Consider the following 14,120-nt stretch of genomic DNA (forward strand, 5'->3'; position numbering starts at 1 on the left):
TGCATTACGACGACGCTCACCCAACGAAGGGCAAAAGGACTACACCGCGTTATTACAAAAACCCGCATTTACCGGTTCAGGGAAGCTGTGCCTCGAACTCCTTTTGATACTGCCCGGCGAGCTGTACCTTTTGCTTGTCGTCGAGCAATTTGCCGGCCATCTGGAAGAATTTCTGCTCTTCTTCCTGCAAGTGGTGATGGACCTTCTCCGAAAGCTTTTTCGCCGTGGCCAACCAGGCCGGGCTGGACATCTCGGTCTCGTCGAGCTCTTCCATCATTTCGTCCATTTCATGGTGCTCGGCGATGGCATGCCGACTGAGGTCGATACCGTTGTCGTACTCCATCAGCGGAATATAGAAATGGCGCTCTTCAGCCGTTTCATGGGCTTGCAGCTCAGCCTTCAACTGCTTGTAGGCCTCGACCCTTTCCGGGGTGTCACCGCTGGTCTTGATCAACGATTTCGCATAGGTCCGCTGACGATCGTGGCTTTCACGCAGGGCTTCGAAAATGTTCATGGAATCTCCCAGGCAAACGCGTTCCGGATGGACGCCCTGAAGGGCTAGACCGCGGCGCAGGAGCAACGGTTCCAAGCGATTGCTTCAACCGACGGTGGCGCGATAGGCTGCCGATTCATTACTACAAGGAAGACAACATGACGTTGCGGATCGAGCTGTCACAGGACCCCACCGAAGAACAGCGCGCGGCCATCCTGGCGCCGCTGCGTGCCCATAACATCGCCAAAGCCGGACCTTCGCTGTACGAACCGGTCGCGCTATTGGTACGCGACGACAACGACGCGATCCTCGGTGGCCTCTATGGGCACACGTTCTATCGGTGGCTGTTTATCGAGTTACTGGCGGTGCCGGAAGAAGGCCGGGGACAGGGCATCGGCTCGAAGCTGATGAACATGGTCGAGGAATTCGCCCGGGGAAAAGACTGCGTGGGGATCTGGCTCGATACCTTTGATTTTCAGGCGCCCGGGTTCTACAAAAAACTGGGGTATACCGAGTGTGGCGAGATTGTGGATTATCCGCTGGGGCACAAGCGGCATTTTTTCCAGAAGCGTTTGATTGATTGAATTCAGCGACCCTCGCCCGCAGGCTGGCGAGGGTCGCGCATGCTTCAATGCATTCAACCGCCCGTTACAAACAGGTCGCCAACGCCGCCAAGCGGCGCTTGGCCACAAAATCATCCTTCTGCGCGTAGTAATTCAGCACGGTGCCGGACGCATCCGTGCTCAAGTCGACGAACGACTCCGCCGAGCGCGTGTAGACCGTCGAACCGCCCTTCTTGCCCGGTTGCAGATACGCCGCCGCGTCCACGCCGAACACCGCCTCGTCCTGCCAGGCGAACTGAACGCATCGGGCCACGTCTTTTTCGGGCTTCTCCGAGCTCAGGGTCTTGTAAGGGGTTTGCGTGCGGGCGTCTTCCATCGCCGAGCCCGCGCAACCGGCCAGCAGGGTTGCCGCCAGTGCCACCATCAGCATTCGCATTGCATTCGCTCATTCGGAAAAAAGCGGACTGTATCACCGCGACGCCAAAAAACGTTCTGCTTTACTGCATTTAGAGCGCGACACATGCCGGCCGCTGCGGCACATTAACGTTCATCAGCCTTACAAGGAAAGCCCATGGCGCCTACTGACCAGCGACACGAACAGGCCCTGAAACTATTTCTCGATGCACGCCCCGAACTGCGCGAAGCCCTCGATCACCTCAACCCGCTCTTGGCCCAGGCCAAGGGCGAAACGCAGGCGCAGTACCGCGAAGAACGCCTGCACGAAGCCTTCGAAGCCGAGGCCGAAGGCCAAGGATTGTTTGCCTGGGAACTGACCTTGCAACTGACTGCCGCGACGCCCGAGGAATATCAGGCGCAACGCCTGGAAGTTCATCGCGAAGTGGCGGAAATGGCCGGCATGGACTGGCTGGAATACTGCGATCTGTATGGCATAGAACCATAACCCCTGCTCAAGGACGCTTTATCGATGCTGCCTTCGACTTCGACCCACCGCGCCAGCCCCGGACATCTTCACATACAGAAATGGCGCGGCCGTGTGGGCCTGGCGCTGGTTGCCAGCCTGTCGGTACTGGCCGGCATGACCGACGCTATCGGCTTCATGGCCAGCGGCGATTTCGTTTCCTTCATGAGCGGCAACACCACGCGGCTGGCGGTGGCGATCAGCGATGGCGACAGCGGACTGACAATAAGGCTGATCCTGCTCGTCGCGACGTTCATTGTCGGTAATGCCCTCGGGGTTGTAGTCAGCCGACTGGGTGGACGGCGGGCGCTGCCCCTGTTGTTGTCCATCGCCGCTCTGCTCTGTTTGGCAGCCTGGCCCTTTGACACGCAACTGCCGGCCCTGCTGGCAGCGATTGTTGCGATGGGTATGCTCAACGCAGCGGTGGAGGAAGTGAACGGTCTGCCGGTCGGGCTGACGTACGTCACCGGCGCCCTGTCCCGATTCGGCCGTGGATTGGGCCGCTGGGTGCTCGGCGAACGGCGAAGCGGCTGGCGGGTGCAAATGGTGCCGTGGAGCGGGATGCTGGTCGGCGCCATTCTGGGGGCGGTGCTGGAGCATCATCTGGGACTTCGGGCGATGCTGGTCAGCGGTCTGTTCGCTGGCGTTCTGGGGCTGCTGACCCTGAAAATTCCGCGGCGCTGGCAGTTGGGCTACATGCCGCGCTGACAGACACCTGATCGCATCAGGACGGACACGGGAAACATCGACTTCGCCGCCCCGCCGAGAAAGCTTTATCATGGCCGCAGTTTTGCTGATCGAGTCCGTCATGAAGTTCGCCATTGCGCTGTTTTCCGCCGCCCATGCGCCCTCCTCGCGCCGCGCCCTGCTATTCGCCCAAGCCGCACTGGCCGGCGGACATGAGATTGTCCGGCTGTTTTTCTATCAGGACGGCGTCCACAACGCGTCCGACGCGGTGGTCACACCGCAGGACGAACTGAACCTGCCCAAGCAGTGGCGATCTTTCATCACCGAACAAAACCTCGACGGCGTGGTGTGCATCGCCGCGGCCCTGCGCCGTGGCGTGTTGAATACCGAGGAAGCCGGGCGTTATCAGCGTGATGCCGTGGCCGTCAGCGCGCCGTGGGAATTGTCCGGCCTCGGCCAGTTGCATGACGCGGTGCAGGATGCCGACCGCCTGATCTGTTTCGGAGGCGCCTGACATGGCCAAATCCCTTTTGATCATCAGCCGCCAATCGCCGTGGTCCGGCCCCGGCGCCCGCGAAGCGCTGGACATCGTACTCGCCGGCGGCGCCTTCGATCTGCCGATCGGTCTGCTGTTTCTCGATGACGGTGTGTTGCAACTGGCGGCCGGGCAAAACGCCAAGGCACTGCAGCAGAAAGACCTGAGCGCCAACCTGCAAGCGCTGCCGATGTTCGGCGTCGAAGAGCTGTTCTACTGCGCCGACAGCGCCAGTGCGCGCGGCCTCGGCGATCGCTCACTGGACGAGGCGCAGCCTTTGGCCGCCGAGCAAATCACCGCCCTCATTGACCGTTACGACCAGGTGATCACCCTCTGATGTCGACTTTGCATGTATTGTCCCACTCCCCGTTCGGTGACGAACGCCTGACCAGTTGCCTGCGCCTGCTGGGTGCCAGCGATGCGCTGTTGCTGTCGGGCGATGCCGCTTATGCGCTGCAACCTGGCACTGCGCCGTTCAGTGCGCTGGAATCTCGTCAGGTGAAATTGTTCGTGCTGGCCGAAGACGCGCAAGCCCGTGCCGTGCAGGTTCCGGACTGGGCCGAAGCCATCGATTACCCCGCCTTCGTCGAGTTGTCGATCCACCACGACAAGGTCAACTCCTGGCTATGAATGCGCTGACCGTCGGCACCCGCGCCATCGAACTGGACAAGGACGGCTTCCTGGTCGACCTCAACGACTGGTCGGCCGAAGTCGCCAGCGCCCTCGCCGCTGCCGAAGACATCGAGCTGAGCCCGGAACATTGGGAAATCCTCGAACTGCTGCGCAGCTTCTATGCCGAATTCCAGTTGTCTCCGGCCACCCGGCCGCTGATCAAGTACACCGCGCTCAAGCTCGGCGCGGAGAAAGGCAACAGCCTGCACCTGAACCGACTGTTCAAAGGCACCCCTGCCAAACTCGCCGCGAAACTGGCGGGCCTGCCCAAACCGACGAATTGCCTATGACCGACTATCCAGCGCTGCCCCTCGAAACGCCCGCCGAACATCCGTTCGCCCAGTTCGTGCGCATCCTCGGCAAGGGCAAGCGCGGCGCCCGCGACCTGACCCGCGAGGAAGCGCGGGAAGCCATGGGCATGGTGCTCGACGAAGCGGTCGAAGAAACCCAGCTCGGCGCCTTCCTGATGCTACTGCGGCACAAGGAAGAAAGCGCCGAGGAAATGGCCGGGTTCACCGAGGCCCTGCGCGAGCGCTTGCAGGCGCCAGCACTGAACGTCGATCTGGACTGGCCGACCTATGCCGGCAAGAAGCGTCACCTGCCATGGTATCTGCTGGTCGCCAAGTGCCTGGCACAGAACGGCGTGCGTATCTTCATGCACGGCGGCGGCGCCCACACCGCCGGGCGTTTGTATTCCGAACAATTGCTCGGTCAGCTGAAAATCCCACTGTGTCGCAACTGGCAACAGGTCGGCGCGGCGCTGGATAACGGTGGACTGGCGTTCATGCCGCTGGTGGACTGGGCGCCGCAGCTGCAACGGATGATCGACCTGCGCAACACCCTCGGTCTGCGCTCGCCGATTCATTCGCTGGCGCGGATTCTCAATCCGCTGGGTGCGCGTTGCGGTCTGCAGAGTATTTTCCATCCCGGTTATCAAGCGGTGCATCGCGATGCCAGCGGGCTGCTTGGCGACACCGCAATCGTGATCAAGGGCGACGGCGGCGAAATCGAGATCAATCCGGATGCCGACAGCCACTTGTACGGCACCACTGGCGGCGAGAGCTGGGACGAGGAATGGCCGCAGCTGTCGGCGCAGCGTCACGTCAAACCTTCTTCGCTGGATATCGAGCATTTGAAGGCCGTCTGGCGTGGGGATGTGATCGACAGTTACCCGCAAATGGCGCTGATTTCGACCATGGCGTTGGCACTGCGTGGCCTCGGTCAGAGCCGTGAGCAGGCTTTCGAAACTGCCGAGCAATACTGGGCCGCGCGGGATAAATCGATTTAACCGATCATAAACGCCCGATCTTTGCGCTTTTTGTTCGAACTCATCGGAATAGACTCGGCTCCAACGATTACTGGTTTCTGGAGTCTTGATCATGGGTTTACTCGTCGACGGCCGCTGGCAGGACAAGTGGTACGAAAGCAGCAAGGACGGCGCGTTCCAGCGCGAACAGGCGCAGCGCCGTAACTGGGTCACTCGCAACGGCGAGCCGGGCCCGAGCGGTGAAGGCGGTTTCGCCGCCGAAGCCGGGCGTTATCACCTTTATGTCTCTCTCGCCTGTCCATGGGCTCATCGCACGCTGATCCTGCGCAAGCTCAAGGGCCTGGAAAGTCTGATCGACGTTTCCGTCGTCAGCTGGCTGATGCTGGAAAACGGCTGGACCTTCGATCAGAACCTCGGTTCGACCGGCGACAAACTCGACCACTTCGATTTCATGCACCAGCGCTACACCGCTGACACCGCCGACTACACCGGTCGCGTCACCGTGCCGGTGCTGTGGGACAAGAAGCTCAAGCGCATCGTCAGCAATGAATCGGCGGAGATCATCCGCATGTTCAACAGCGCCTTCGATGACTTGACCGGCAACGATCTGGACTTCTATCCGGCACCATTACGCGGCGAAATCGATGCGCTGAACGAGCGGATCTACCCCGCCGTGAACAACGGCGTGTACCGCGCCGGGTTTGCCACCTCGCAGAACGCCTATGAAGAAGCGTTCGATGATGTGTTTGCCGAACTGGATCATCTGGAGCAGGTGCTCGACGCCAACCGGTATCTGACGGGCGAATACCTCACCGAGGCGGACGTGCGGTTGTTCACCACGCTGATCCGTTTCGACGCGGTGTACCACGGGCACTTCAAATGCAATCTGCGGCGGATCAGCGATTATCCGAACCTGTCGAACTGGCTGCGTGAGATGTACCAATGGCCGGGCGTTGCCGAGACCGTGGATTTCCAGCACATCAAGCATCACTACTACGGCAGCCACAAGACCATCAACCCGACCGGGGTTGTGCCGAAGGGGCCGAAGCAGGATTTCACTGTTGCCCATGACCGGGACCGGTTGGGCGGGAAAGGAGTCTGGCGCAGAGGTTGAAAGCAGGATTGTTCCCACAGCGTGGGAACAATCCCTTCAGAGTCGTCAGATTTGACCCTGAGCGCCCTCGAACCACGCCAGTTTCTCGCGCAGTTGCACCACTTCGCCGACGATCACCAGCGTCGGCGCATGCACTTCATGCTCCGCCACCAGACGCGGCAGGTCGGCCAGCGTGCCGGTGAAGACCCGCTGATTGACCGTGGTGCCCTGCTGGATCAGCGCTGCCGGGGTATCGGCGGCGCGACCATGCTTGATCAACTGCTCGCAGATGATCGGCAATCCCACCAGGCCCATGTAGAACACCAAGGTCTGCGCCGGCGCGACAAGGTCCGCCCACAACAGGTCGGTGGAACCGTCCTTCAAGTGCCCGGTGACGAAACGCACCGACTGCGCATAATCGCGATGGGTCAGCGGAATCCCGGCATACGCCGCGCAACCGCTGGCCGCCGTGATGCCCGGCACCACCTGGAACGGGATGCCATGGGCCGCCAGTTCCTCGATCTCTTCGCCGCCACGGCCGAAAATGAACGGATCCCCGCCCTTCAACCGCACCACACGCTTGCCGGCCTTGGCCAGATCCACCAGTTGCTGGTTGATCTGATCCTGCGGCACGGCGTGATCGGCGCGACGCTTGCCGACGTAGACCCGCTCGGCATCGCGACGGCACAGTTCAAGAATCGCCGGAGCGACCAAGCGGTCGTACAGCACCACATCGGCTTGCTGCATCAGGCGCAAGGCGCGGAAGGTCAGCAGATCCGGATCGCCCGGTCCTGCGCCCACCAGATACACCTCACCGGTCGTGACCATGGCTTCGCCGTCAATCTTGGCTTGCAGCAAACGTTCGGCTTCGGCGCCCTGTCCTGCCAGTTGGCGATCAGCAATCGGCCCCTGGAACACGTCTTCCCAAAAACCGCGACGTTGCTGCACATCGGGAAACAGGCCTTTGACCTGATCGCGAAACCGCGCGGCCAGACCGGCCAGATGGCCGTAGGTCGAGGGAATCCAGGTTTCGATCTTGGCGCGAATCAGTCGGGCCAGCACCGGCGCATCGCCGCCACTGGAGACCGCGATGATCAGCGGTGAACGATCGACAATCGCCGGGAAAATCACGCTGCACAGCGCCGGCGCATCGACCACATTGACCGGCACGCAGCGCCGATGGGCATCGGCGGAGACTTGCGCGTTCAAGGCTTCGTCATCGGTGGCGGCAATGATCAGCCCGCAACCGTCCAGATCCGTTTCGGTGTAGCCACGCAGCAGGCATTCGCCACCGCTGGCGGCAACCAGTTCGCGCAGTTGCGCTTCGATTTCAGGTGCGACCACCCGCAGCAGCGCACCGGCATCGGCCAGCAGGCGGGACTTGCGCAAGGCAATCTCCCCCCCACCGACAACCAACACACGACTGCCGCGCAGGTTGTGAAACAGCGGCAGATATTTCATTTAACCGATGACCTCAAGGCCACCCATGTACGGCTTCAGCACGTCCGGCACACGGATCGAACCGTCGGCCTGCTGATAGTTTTCCAGCACGGCCACCAAGGTACGACCGACCGCCAGACCGGAACCGTTCAGGGTGTGCACCAGCTCAGGCTTGCCGGTTTCCGGGTTGCGGAAACGCGCCTGCATACGGCGGGCCTGGAAGTCGCCGCAGTTGGAGCACGACGAGATTTCACGGTATTTGTCCTGGCTCGGGATCCACACTTCCAGGTCGTACGTCTTGACCGCGCTGAAGCCCATGTCGCCGGTGCACAGCGCCAGGGTGCGGTAAGGCAGACCCAGCAGTTGCAGAACTTTCTCGGCGTTGGCGGTCAGGCTTTCCAGCGCTTCCATCGACTTCGACGGCTCGACGATCTGCACCATCTCGACCTTGTCGAACTGGTGCTGACGGATCATGCCGCGAGTGTCACGACCCGACGCGCCGGCTTCGCTGCGGAAGCACGGAGTGTGAGCGACGAACTTGATCGGCAGCTGTTTCGAATCGACGATTTCACCGGCCACGATGTTGGTCAGCGACACTTCGGCGGTCGGGATCAGGTACAGATCGGCTTCGCCTTCGCGAGCGATCTTGAACAGGTCCTCTTCGAACTTCGGCAATTGGCCGGTGCCTTGCAGCGCCGGAGCCTGAACCAGATAAGGCGTGTAGGCCTCTTCGTAGCCGTGCTCGGTGACGTGCAGGTTGATCATGAACTGCGCCAGTGCGCGGTGCAGGCGGGCAATCGGGCCGCGCAGCAGGGCGAAACGTGCGCCCGACAGCTTGGCGGCAGTTTCGAAGTCGAGCCAGCCGAATTTCTCGCCCAGGGCCACGTGGTCCTGTACCGGGAAATCGAAAGCGGTCGGGGTGCCCCAGCGACGGACTTCGACGTTGCCGTCTTCGTCTTCACCGACCGGAACCGATTCGTGCGGCAGGTTCGGGATACCCAGCAGGATCGAATCCAGTTCGGTCTGGATCGCGTCCAGCTCGACTTTACCGGCGCTCAGTTCGCCCGCCATGCGCTCGACGTCCGCCATCAGCGGCGCGATGTCTTCGCCGCGCTGCTTGGCCTGACCGATGGATTTGGAACGCGCGTTACGCTCAGCCTGCAGTGCTTCGGTGCGGGTCTGGACGGTCTTGCGCTGTTCTTCCAGCGCTTCGATGCGCGCGACATCCAGGGCAAAGCCACGGGAAGCCAGGCGGTCCGCTACGTCCTGAAGGTTGCTACGTAACAGTTTGGAATCGAGCATGTCGGTTTCTCGTTATCAAAGTTTGGTCAGGGACAGGCCGGCCCAGGTCGCGAGCAGCCCGCCGAATACGCTGATGGCCGCATAGCCCAGGGCCAGCGGCACTTGCCCGCTTTCCAGCAGGCGCACCGTATCCAGTGAAAAGGATGAAAAAGTCGTCAGCCCCCCGAGGAAGCCGACCATCAACCCGGCACGCACCTCAATCGGTATTTCCGGGCGTATCAAAAACAGGCCGTACAGCACGCCAATCAGCAGACAGCCCACGATATTAACGGCCAGCGTCGCGGTATAGAAGTGCCGCGGCCAATTGGCGTTGACCCAATTGCCGGTGGCGAAGCGCAACAAGGTGCCGGCAATCCCGCCGACGGAGACTGCAACGATCAGTGGAACCACTATTTTCTCCGCTGCCGGGGGCTTAATCGATCAAGTTGGGCGAGGTGGTTGAGCTTTTCGCCGATCTTCAACTCCAGGCCACGGGGCACCGGCTGGTAGAACGGAATCGGGTCGAGTTCTTCCGGGAAATAGTCTTCGCCGGCCGCGTAGGCGTCTGGCTCGTCGTGGGCATAACGGTATTCGTCGCCATAACCCAATTGCTTCATCAATTTGGTCGGCGCATTGCGCAGGTGCAGCGGCACTTCCAGCGAGCCATGTTCGGCGGCGGCGCGCAGCGCGGTCTTGAAGCCCATGTACACCGCGTTGCTTTTCGGCGCACAGGCCAGATAAGTGATGGCCTGAGCCACTGCCAACTCACCTTCCGGGCTGCCGAGACGTTCCTGCACTTCCCACGCGGCGAGGCACAGACTCAAGGCACGAGGATCGGCGTTGCCGATGTCTTCGCTGGCCATGCGCACCACGCGCCGGGCGAGGTACAGCGGATCGCAGCCGCCGTCGATCATTCGCGCAAACCAGTACAGCGCACCATCCGGATTGGAGCCGCGCACTGACTTGTGCAGCGCGGAAATCTGGTCGTAGAACGCTTCGCCGCCCTTGTCGAAGCGCCGGCGAGTGTCGCCGAGCAGGCTTTGCAACAGCTCGGTGCCCATCTCACTGTTGTCTTCAGCCAGATCCGAGGCGTTTTCCAGCAGGTTCAGCAGGCGCCGGCCATCGCCGTCGGCGGCAGACAGCAGCATCTGGAAGCCTTCATCGCTGAGGGTCAGATGACGCTTGCCCAGACCACGCTCTTCGGTGAGTGCGCGGTGCACCAGTTTGCGCAACGCCGCTTCGTCGAGGCTCTTGAGTACATAGACTCGCGCCCGCGACAGCAATGCGTTGTTCAGTTCGAACGAAGGGTTTTCGGTGGTGGCGCCAATGAAGATCAGCGTGCCGTCTTCAACGTACGGCAGGAAGGCGTCCTGTTGAGACTTGTTGAAGCGGTGTACTTCATCGACAAACAGAATCGTGCGCTTGCCGTATTGGCCGGCCTGCTGCTTGGCGATTTCCACCGCCTGACGGATCTCCTTGACCCCGGCCAGCACCGCGGAGACCGTTTCGAAATGCGCATCCGAGACTTCCGCCAGCAACCGCGCCAGCGTGGTCTTGCCCACGCCCGGCGGGCCCCAGAAGATCATCGAATGCAGGGCACCCTGCTCCAGCGCTTCGCGCAGAGGCTTGCCGCGAGCGAGCACGTGTTCCTGACCGACGTACTCATCCAGATTGGTCGCCCGCAAACGGGCGGCCAGTGGCTGGGCAATCGGTGCACTGCGAAACAGATCCATCACGTACTGATGAAACCTCTGTGTTTATTCCTGAATCACATCGGCACCCTTCGGGATGTCGAACTTGAACTTCGATGCCGGGACCGCTTCGTTGGCCTTCACACCGGTAAACAGGATGTTGGTGCGCTGGCCGACGCTGTCGATCAGTTGCATGTCATTGACCAGACCGTTGCGGAACGACAGACGCAGGCTGTCGAACAGGGTGTCCTTGGTTTTCGGCTTCAGGGTGAAGTCGATCACGCCGCCGGCCTCTTTGGCGGTGATGTCGAAGCTCTGGCTGATTTTCGATACGTCGCCGGACAGCAACAGTGCCGGGGTCTGGGTCAGACGTTCATCGAGCTTCTTGATGGTGGCCTGTCCCAGGTCCGGGTCCCACAGGGTGACTTTCTTGCCGTCGGAGACCATGGTCTGCTCGGCGGGCGCATTGGTGTGCCAGTAGAACAGGCCCGGACGCTGCAGGGTCATGTCGCCGGTGGTTTCCTGCAACTGGGTGCCGCTGCCGTCGAGGGTCAGCTGGGAGAAGTTGGCGGTCAGGGTCTTGGATGTTTCGAGCAATTGGGTCAGGCGAGCCACATCCTTGTCATCGGCGTGAGCCGTGAGGGTGGTCAAAGCCAGTACCGGCAGCAACATGCGGATAAGACGCATGGGAGTCCTCTTGAATACTCGTGGGAAAGAGGACGGCGCTTCATGCACCGCCCATTGCATTTGGATCAATCGAATCAGTCGCGTACCGGGCCAGGGGCCAGGACTTCGCGGGAACCGTTGGTGTTCATCGACGTCACGACCCCGGCCATTTCCATGGCTTCGATCATGCGCGCGGCACGGTTGTAACCGATCTTCAGCTTGCGCTGTACAGCGGAGATGGAGGCGCGACGGCTTTCCAGTACGAACTGCACGGCTTCGTCGTACAGCGCGTCGGCTTCCGGATCGTCGCCGTCACCGCCGCCGCTGCTGCCTTCAAAACCACTGCCCGCCTCTTCGACACCGTTGAGGATGTCGTCGTTGTATTCCGGCGCGCCGCGCAGTTTCCAGGCTTCAACCACCCGGTGAACTTCATCGTCGGACACGAAGGCGCCGTGAACCCGAATCGGCAGGCTGGTGCCCGGCGGCATGTACAGCATGTCACCGTGGCCGAGCAGTTGCTCGGCGCCGCCCTGGTCGATAATGGTCCGGGAGTCGATCTTGCTCGACACCTGGAACGCCATCCGGGTCGGGATGTTGGCCTTGATCAGACCGGTGATCACGTCCACCGACGGCCGCTGGGTAGCAAGGATCAGGTGGATACCGGCCGCACGCGCCTTCTGGGCGATACGGGCGATCAGTTCTTCGACCTTCTTGCCGACGATCATCATCATGTCGGCGAATTCGTCCACGACCACGACGATGGTCGGCAGCTTCTGCAACAGCGGCGCTTCGTCGTGGATGCTTTCGCGTTTGTACAGCGGATCGCTCAGCGGCTCGCCGGCATCCTGGGCTTCCTTGACCTTGGCGTTGAAGCCGGACAGGTTTCGCACGCCCATCTTCGCCATCAGCTTGTAGCGACGTTCCATCTCGGCCACGCTCCAGCGCAGGGCGTTGGCGGCGTCCTTCATGTCGGTCACGACCGGGCACAGCAGGTGTGGAATGCCTTCGTAGATCGACAGCTCGAGCATTTTCGGGTCGATCATGATCAGCTTGGCGTCGTCCGGGCCGGATTTGAACAGGATCGACAGGATCATCGCGTTCACGCCCACCGACTTACCGGAACCGGTGGTACCGGCCACCAGCAGGTGCGGCATCTTTGCCAGATCGGTGATGACCGGTTTGCCGCCGATGTCGTGGCCCAGGGCCAGAGTGACTGGCGATTTGAAGTTGTCGTACTCGGGGGTCGACAGCACTTCGGAGAAGCGCACGATCTGCCGGTCTTCGTTAGGGATCTCGATACCGACCGTCGTCTTGCCCGGAATCACTTCCACCACCCGCACGCTGGTCACGGCCAGCGAACGCGCAAGGTCTTTTGCCAGGTTGGCGATTCGGCTGACCTTCACGCCCGCAGCAGGCTGGATTTCGTAACGGGTAATGACCGGGCCGGGATGGATCGAATCCACGGTGACTTCGACGCCGAATTCCTTGAGCTTGATCTCCAGCAAGTGGCCGACCGCGGCCAGGGATTCAGGCGAATAATTGAGTTGTTTCTTTTCCGCGGGATCGAGGATCGAGATCGGTGGCAAGGTGCCTTCCACGGCGCTGTCGACGAACAACGGCACCTGCTTCTCTTTCTGCACGCGCTTGCTTGGCTCCGGCGCCTTGACCGGGGCCGGGGCGATGACCGGCGGCACCTGTTTCTCGCGCTCGGACATGTGCTTGCTCAGGGCCTGTTCGCGCTCGATCAGACGCTCCTTGACCTTGGCCTGCTCGCGTTTGTCGGTGACCGTCGGTGCAACCACGTCATGCACGCGATCGTCGACTTCACGCAGCTGCGCGACCAGTTGCTTGCGCTCGGTACGCGCCGACCACCAACGGTTGACCGCGCCCTGGAACAGTTCGAACAGGTCGAGGGTGATCTTGCCGGTGATGTCCATCACCTTGAACCACGACAGATCGGTGAACACCGTCAGGCCGAACAGGAAGAGCGCAATGAACAGCAACGTACTGCCCTGAATGTTCAGGGCATTGCGGGCCAGGTCACCAAGGCTTTCACCCAGCGCACCACCCGCGCCGGCCGGCAATCCGGTGGGTGCATGGAAATGAATGTGCGCCAGCGCGGCGCCGGACAACACCAGAAACACCAGGCCGATCAGGCGCCAGGAGAACAGCCAGCCGCTCCACTGCCACGGCTCGTGGCGCTGACGGAAGATCTGATACGCCTTGATCGCCAGCAGCAACGGGAAGATGTACGCGAAGTAACCCAGCACCATGAACAGGATGTCGGCGCTGTAGGAGCCCGCCGGGCCACCGAAATTCTGCACGTCATCGATCTTGCTGTTGTGGCTCCAGCCCGGATCGTCCTTGCCGTAGGTCAGCAAAGCCATCATCAGGAACAGGCACAAGGCGCCGATGGCGATCAATGCACCTTCCTTGAGCCGGTAGTGCAATTGCTGGCGCCAAAGCGGAACGACTGTTTTTGGTGCTTCCGTGGATTTCTTCAAAACGCTTCTTTTCCTGCGCCAGAGGCGCGTCCATCTATTGAATGACGATAAAAAACTGCCCAATCCAGGCAGGTAAAAAATTGACGGGCGCAACGGAGACTACTTTTAACACTGCGCCCCGCCTTTTATAAACACGGCACGCGGCGAATATTCTGTAACAGCCCGGCATTGTACGGGTTTGCGCGTTCGATGCCATGCTTCCAGGTCTCTGGTTCAAGCATAGCCAAACGCACAATACCCGGCGTTCAATTTGAGCATGCATTGTCTTTTGTGACAAAGGCTTATGAGGTGTATTTGATGAACGTAGCG

General features: G+C 61.1%; 17 protein-coding genes. 9 read left to right on the plus strand and 8 right to left on the minus strand.

Translation table 11 applies throughout. The annotated features are described in order from the left end of the window. Nucleotides 1–76 precede the first annotated feature (76 nt). Nucleotides 77–514, minus strand: coding sequence for a hemerythrin domain-containing protein (locus CAF77_RS07905; protein WP_011334931.1), 438 nt, complete (start codon nucleotides 512–514; stop codon nucleotides 77–79). Between the two features lie 137 nt (nucleotides 515–651). On the opposite strand from CAF77_RS07905, the gene CAF77_RS07910 reads away from it, so the two are divergent. Beyond that, nucleotides 652–1,077: a GNAT family N-acetyltransferase gene (locus CAF77_RS07910; RefSeq protein ID WP_085654285.1), complete on the plus strand. Its 426-nt coding sequence runs from the start codon at nucleotides 652–654 to the stop codon at nucleotides 1,075–1,077. 64 nt (nucleotides 1,078–1,141) lie between these two features. Here CAF77_RS07910 and CAF77_RS07915 read toward each other — a convergent pair whose 3' ends face one another. Beyond that, entirely contained in the window at nucleotides 1,142–1,492 is a 351-nt protein-coding gene (locus CAF77_RS07915) for a hypothetical protein (RefSeq protein ID WP_064380660.1), read from the minus strand. 135 nt (nucleotides 1,493–1,627) lie between these two features. Between CAF77_RS07915 and CAF77_RS07920 the strand changes: the two genes are divergently transcribed. The 8 genes from CAF77_RS07920 (at nucleotide 1,628) to CAF77_RS07955 (ending at nucleotide 6,250) form a co-directional block, all read left to right on the plus strand. Next, nucleotides 1,628–1,957: a DUF6388 family protein gene (locus CAF77_RS07920; protein ID WP_085654286.1), complete on the plus strand. Its 330-nt coding sequence runs from the start codon at nucleotides 1,628–1,630 to the stop codon at nucleotides 1,955–1,957. Between the two features lie 24 nt (nucleotides 1,958–1,981). Next, nucleotides 1,982–2,683 (plus strand): YoaK family protein, encoded by a 702-nt coding sequence (locus tag CAF77_RS07925; protein WP_064380664.1) that lies wholly within the window; start codon nucleotides 1,982–1,984, stop codon nucleotides 2,681–2,683. 100 nt (nucleotides 2,684–2,783) lie between these two features. Then, nucleotides 2,784–3,176 (plus strand): sulfurtransferase complex subunit TusD, encoded by a 393-nt coding sequence (tusD, locus tag CAF77_RS07930; RefSeq protein WP_064384074.1) that lies wholly within the window; start codon nucleotides 2,784–2,786, stop codon nucleotides 3,174–3,176. 1 nt (nucleotide 3,177) lies between these two features. Then, complete coding sequence (tusC, locus tag CAF77_RS07935) at nucleotides 3,178–3,534, plus strand: sulfurtransferase complex subunit TusC (RefSeq protein WP_007958208.1); 357 nt, start codon at nucleotides 3,178–3,180, stop codon at nucleotides 3,532–3,534. After that, entirely contained in the window at nucleotides 3,534–3,827 is a 294-nt protein-coding gene (tusB, locus tag CAF77_RS07940) for a sulfurtransferase complex subunit TusB (RefSeq protein WP_064380666.1), read from the plus strand. Before tusC ends, tusB begins: the two co-directional genes overlap by 1 nt. Then, nucleotides 3,824–4,159, plus strand: coding sequence for a TusE/DsrC/DsvC family sulfur relay protein (locus CAF77_RS07945; protein ID WP_064380667.1), 336 nt, complete (start codon nucleotides 3,824–3,826; stop codon nucleotides 4,157–4,159). The genes tusB and CAF77_RS07945 overlap by 4 nt, the downstream gene beginning before the upstream one ends. Beyond that, entirely contained in the window at nucleotides 4,156–5,157 is a 1,002-nt protein-coding gene (locus CAF77_RS07950; protein ID WP_064380669.1) for a glycosyl transferase family protein, read from the plus strand. Before CAF77_RS07945 ends, CAF77_RS07950 begins: the two co-directional genes overlap by 4 nt. 91 nt (nucleotides 5,158–5,248) lie before the next feature. Then, entirely contained in the window at nucleotides 5,249–6,250 is a 1,002-nt protein-coding gene (locus CAF77_RS07955) for a glutathione S-transferase family protein (protein WP_064380671.1), read from the plus strand. Between the two features lie 45 nt (nucleotides 6,251–6,295). Here the strand turns inward: CAF77_RS07955 and cysG are convergent, their stop codons facing one another. From cysG to CAF77_RS07985, 6 genes are all read right to left on the minus strand, one after another. Further along, nucleotides 6,296–7,690, minus strand: a complete 1,395-nt coding sequence (cysG, locus tag CAF77_RS07960; protein WP_064380673.1) for a siroheme synthase CysG — start codon at nucleotides 7,688–7,690, stop codon at nucleotides 6,296–6,298. Continuing rightward, nucleotides 7,691–8,971 (minus strand): serine--tRNA ligase, encoded by a 1,281-nt coding sequence (gene serS / locus CAF77_RS07965; RefSeq protein ID WP_064380676.1) that lies wholly within the window; start codon nucleotides 8,969–8,971, stop codon nucleotides 7,691–7,693. A 15-nt stretch (nucleotides 8,972–8,986) separates the two neighbouring features. Further along, nucleotides 8,987–9,361 carry a fluoride efflux transporter CrcB gene (gene crcB, locus CAF77_RS07970; RefSeq protein WP_064380678.1) on the minus strand — a complete coding sequence of 125 codons (375 nt, stop codon included), beginning with the start codon at nucleotides 9,359–9,361 and terminating at the stop codon, nucleotides 8,987–8,989. After that, complete coding sequence (locus tag CAF77_RS07975) at nucleotides 9,361–10,683, minus strand: replication-associated recombination protein A (RefSeq protein ID WP_007958186.1); 1,323 nt, start codon at nucleotides 10,681–10,683, stop codon at nucleotides 9,361–9,363. The genes crcB and CAF77_RS07975 overlap by 1 nt, the downstream gene beginning before the upstream one ends. Nucleotides 10,684–10,707: 24 nt before the next feature. Beyond that, nucleotides 10,708–11,328: an outer membrane lipoprotein chaperone LolA gene (gene lolA, locus CAF77_RS07980; protein WP_085654287.1), complete on the minus strand. Its 621-nt coding sequence runs from the start codon at nucleotides 11,326–11,328 to the stop codon at nucleotides 10,708–10,710. Nucleotides 11,329–11,402: 74 nt separating this feature from the next. Next, on the minus strand, nucleotides 11,403–13,811 hold the full coding sequence (locus CAF77_RS07985; protein WP_084776936.1) for a DNA translocase FtsK: 2,409 nt from the start codon (nucleotides 13,809–13,811) through the stop codon (nucleotides 11,403–11,405). Nucleotides 13,812–14,120: the final 309 nt, after the last annotated feature.

The sequence above is a fragment of the Pseudomonas sp. R15(2017) genome, from assembly GCF_002112685.1.
Lineage (GTDB): Bacteria > Pseudomonadota > Gammaproteobacteria > Pseudomonadales > Pseudomonadaceae > Aquipseudomonas > Aquipseudomonas glycinae.

Excerpts from the sequence above, each read along its gene's own strand:
- CAF77_RS07905 (WP_011334931.1), bottom strand. The coding sequence starts at position 514 with ATGAACATTTTCGAAGCCCTGCGTGAAAGCCACGATCGTCAGCGGACC.
- CAF77_RS07910 (WP_085654285.1), top strand. The coding sequence starts at position 652 with ATGACGTTGCGGATCGAGCTGTCACAGGACCCCACCGAAGAACAGCGC.
- CAF77_RS07915 (WP_064380660.1), bottom strand. The coding sequence starts at position 1,492 with ATGCGAATGCTGATGGTGGCACTGGCGGCAACCCTGCTGGCCGGTTGC.
- CAF77_RS07920 (WP_085654286.1), top strand. The coding sequence starts at position 1,628 with ATGGCGCCTACTGACCAGCGACACGAACAGGCCCTGAAACTATTTCTC.
- CAF77_RS07925 (WP_064380664.1), top strand. The coding sequence starts at position 1,982 with ATGCTGCCTTCGACTTCGACCCACCGCGCCAGCCCCGGACATCTTCAC.
- tusD (WP_064384074.1), top strand. The coding sequence starts at position 2,784 with ATGAAGTTCGCCATTGCGCTGTTTTCCGCCGCCCATGCGCCCTCCTCG.
- tusC (WP_007958208.1), top strand. The coding sequence starts at position 3,178 with ATGGCCAAATCCCTTTTGATCATCAGCCGCCAATCGCCGTGGTCCGGC.
- tusB (WP_064380666.1), top strand. The coding sequence starts at position 3,534 with ATGTCGACTTTGCATGTATTGTCCCACTCCCCGTTCGGTGACGAACGC.
- CAF77_RS07945 (WP_064380667.1), top strand. The coding sequence starts at position 3,824 with ATGAATGCGCTGACCGTCGGCACCCGCGCCATCGAACTGGACAAGGAC.
- CAF77_RS07950 (WP_064380669.1), top strand. The coding sequence starts at position 4,156 with ATGACCGACTATCCAGCGCTGCCCCTCGAAACGCCCGCCGAACATCCG.
- CAF77_RS07955 (WP_064380671.1), top strand. The coding sequence starts at position 5,249 with ATGGGTTTACTCGTCGACGGCCGCTGGCAGGACAAGTGGTACGAAAGC.
- cysG (WP_064380673.1), bottom strand. The coding sequence starts at position 7,690 with ATGAAATATCTGCCGCTGTTTCACAACCTGCGCGGCAGTCGTGTGTTG.
- serS (WP_064380676.1), bottom strand. The coding sequence starts at position 8,971 with ATGCTCGATTCCAAACTGTTACGTAGCAACCTTCAGGACGTAGCGGAC.
- CAF77_RS07975 (WP_007958186.1), bottom strand. The coding sequence starts at position 10,683 with ATGGATCTGTTTCGCAGTGCACCGATTGCCCAGCCACTGGCCGCCCGT.
- lolA (WP_085654287.1), bottom strand. The coding sequence starts at position 11,328 with ATGCGTCTTATCCGCATGTTGCTGCCGGTACTGGCTTTGACCACCCTC.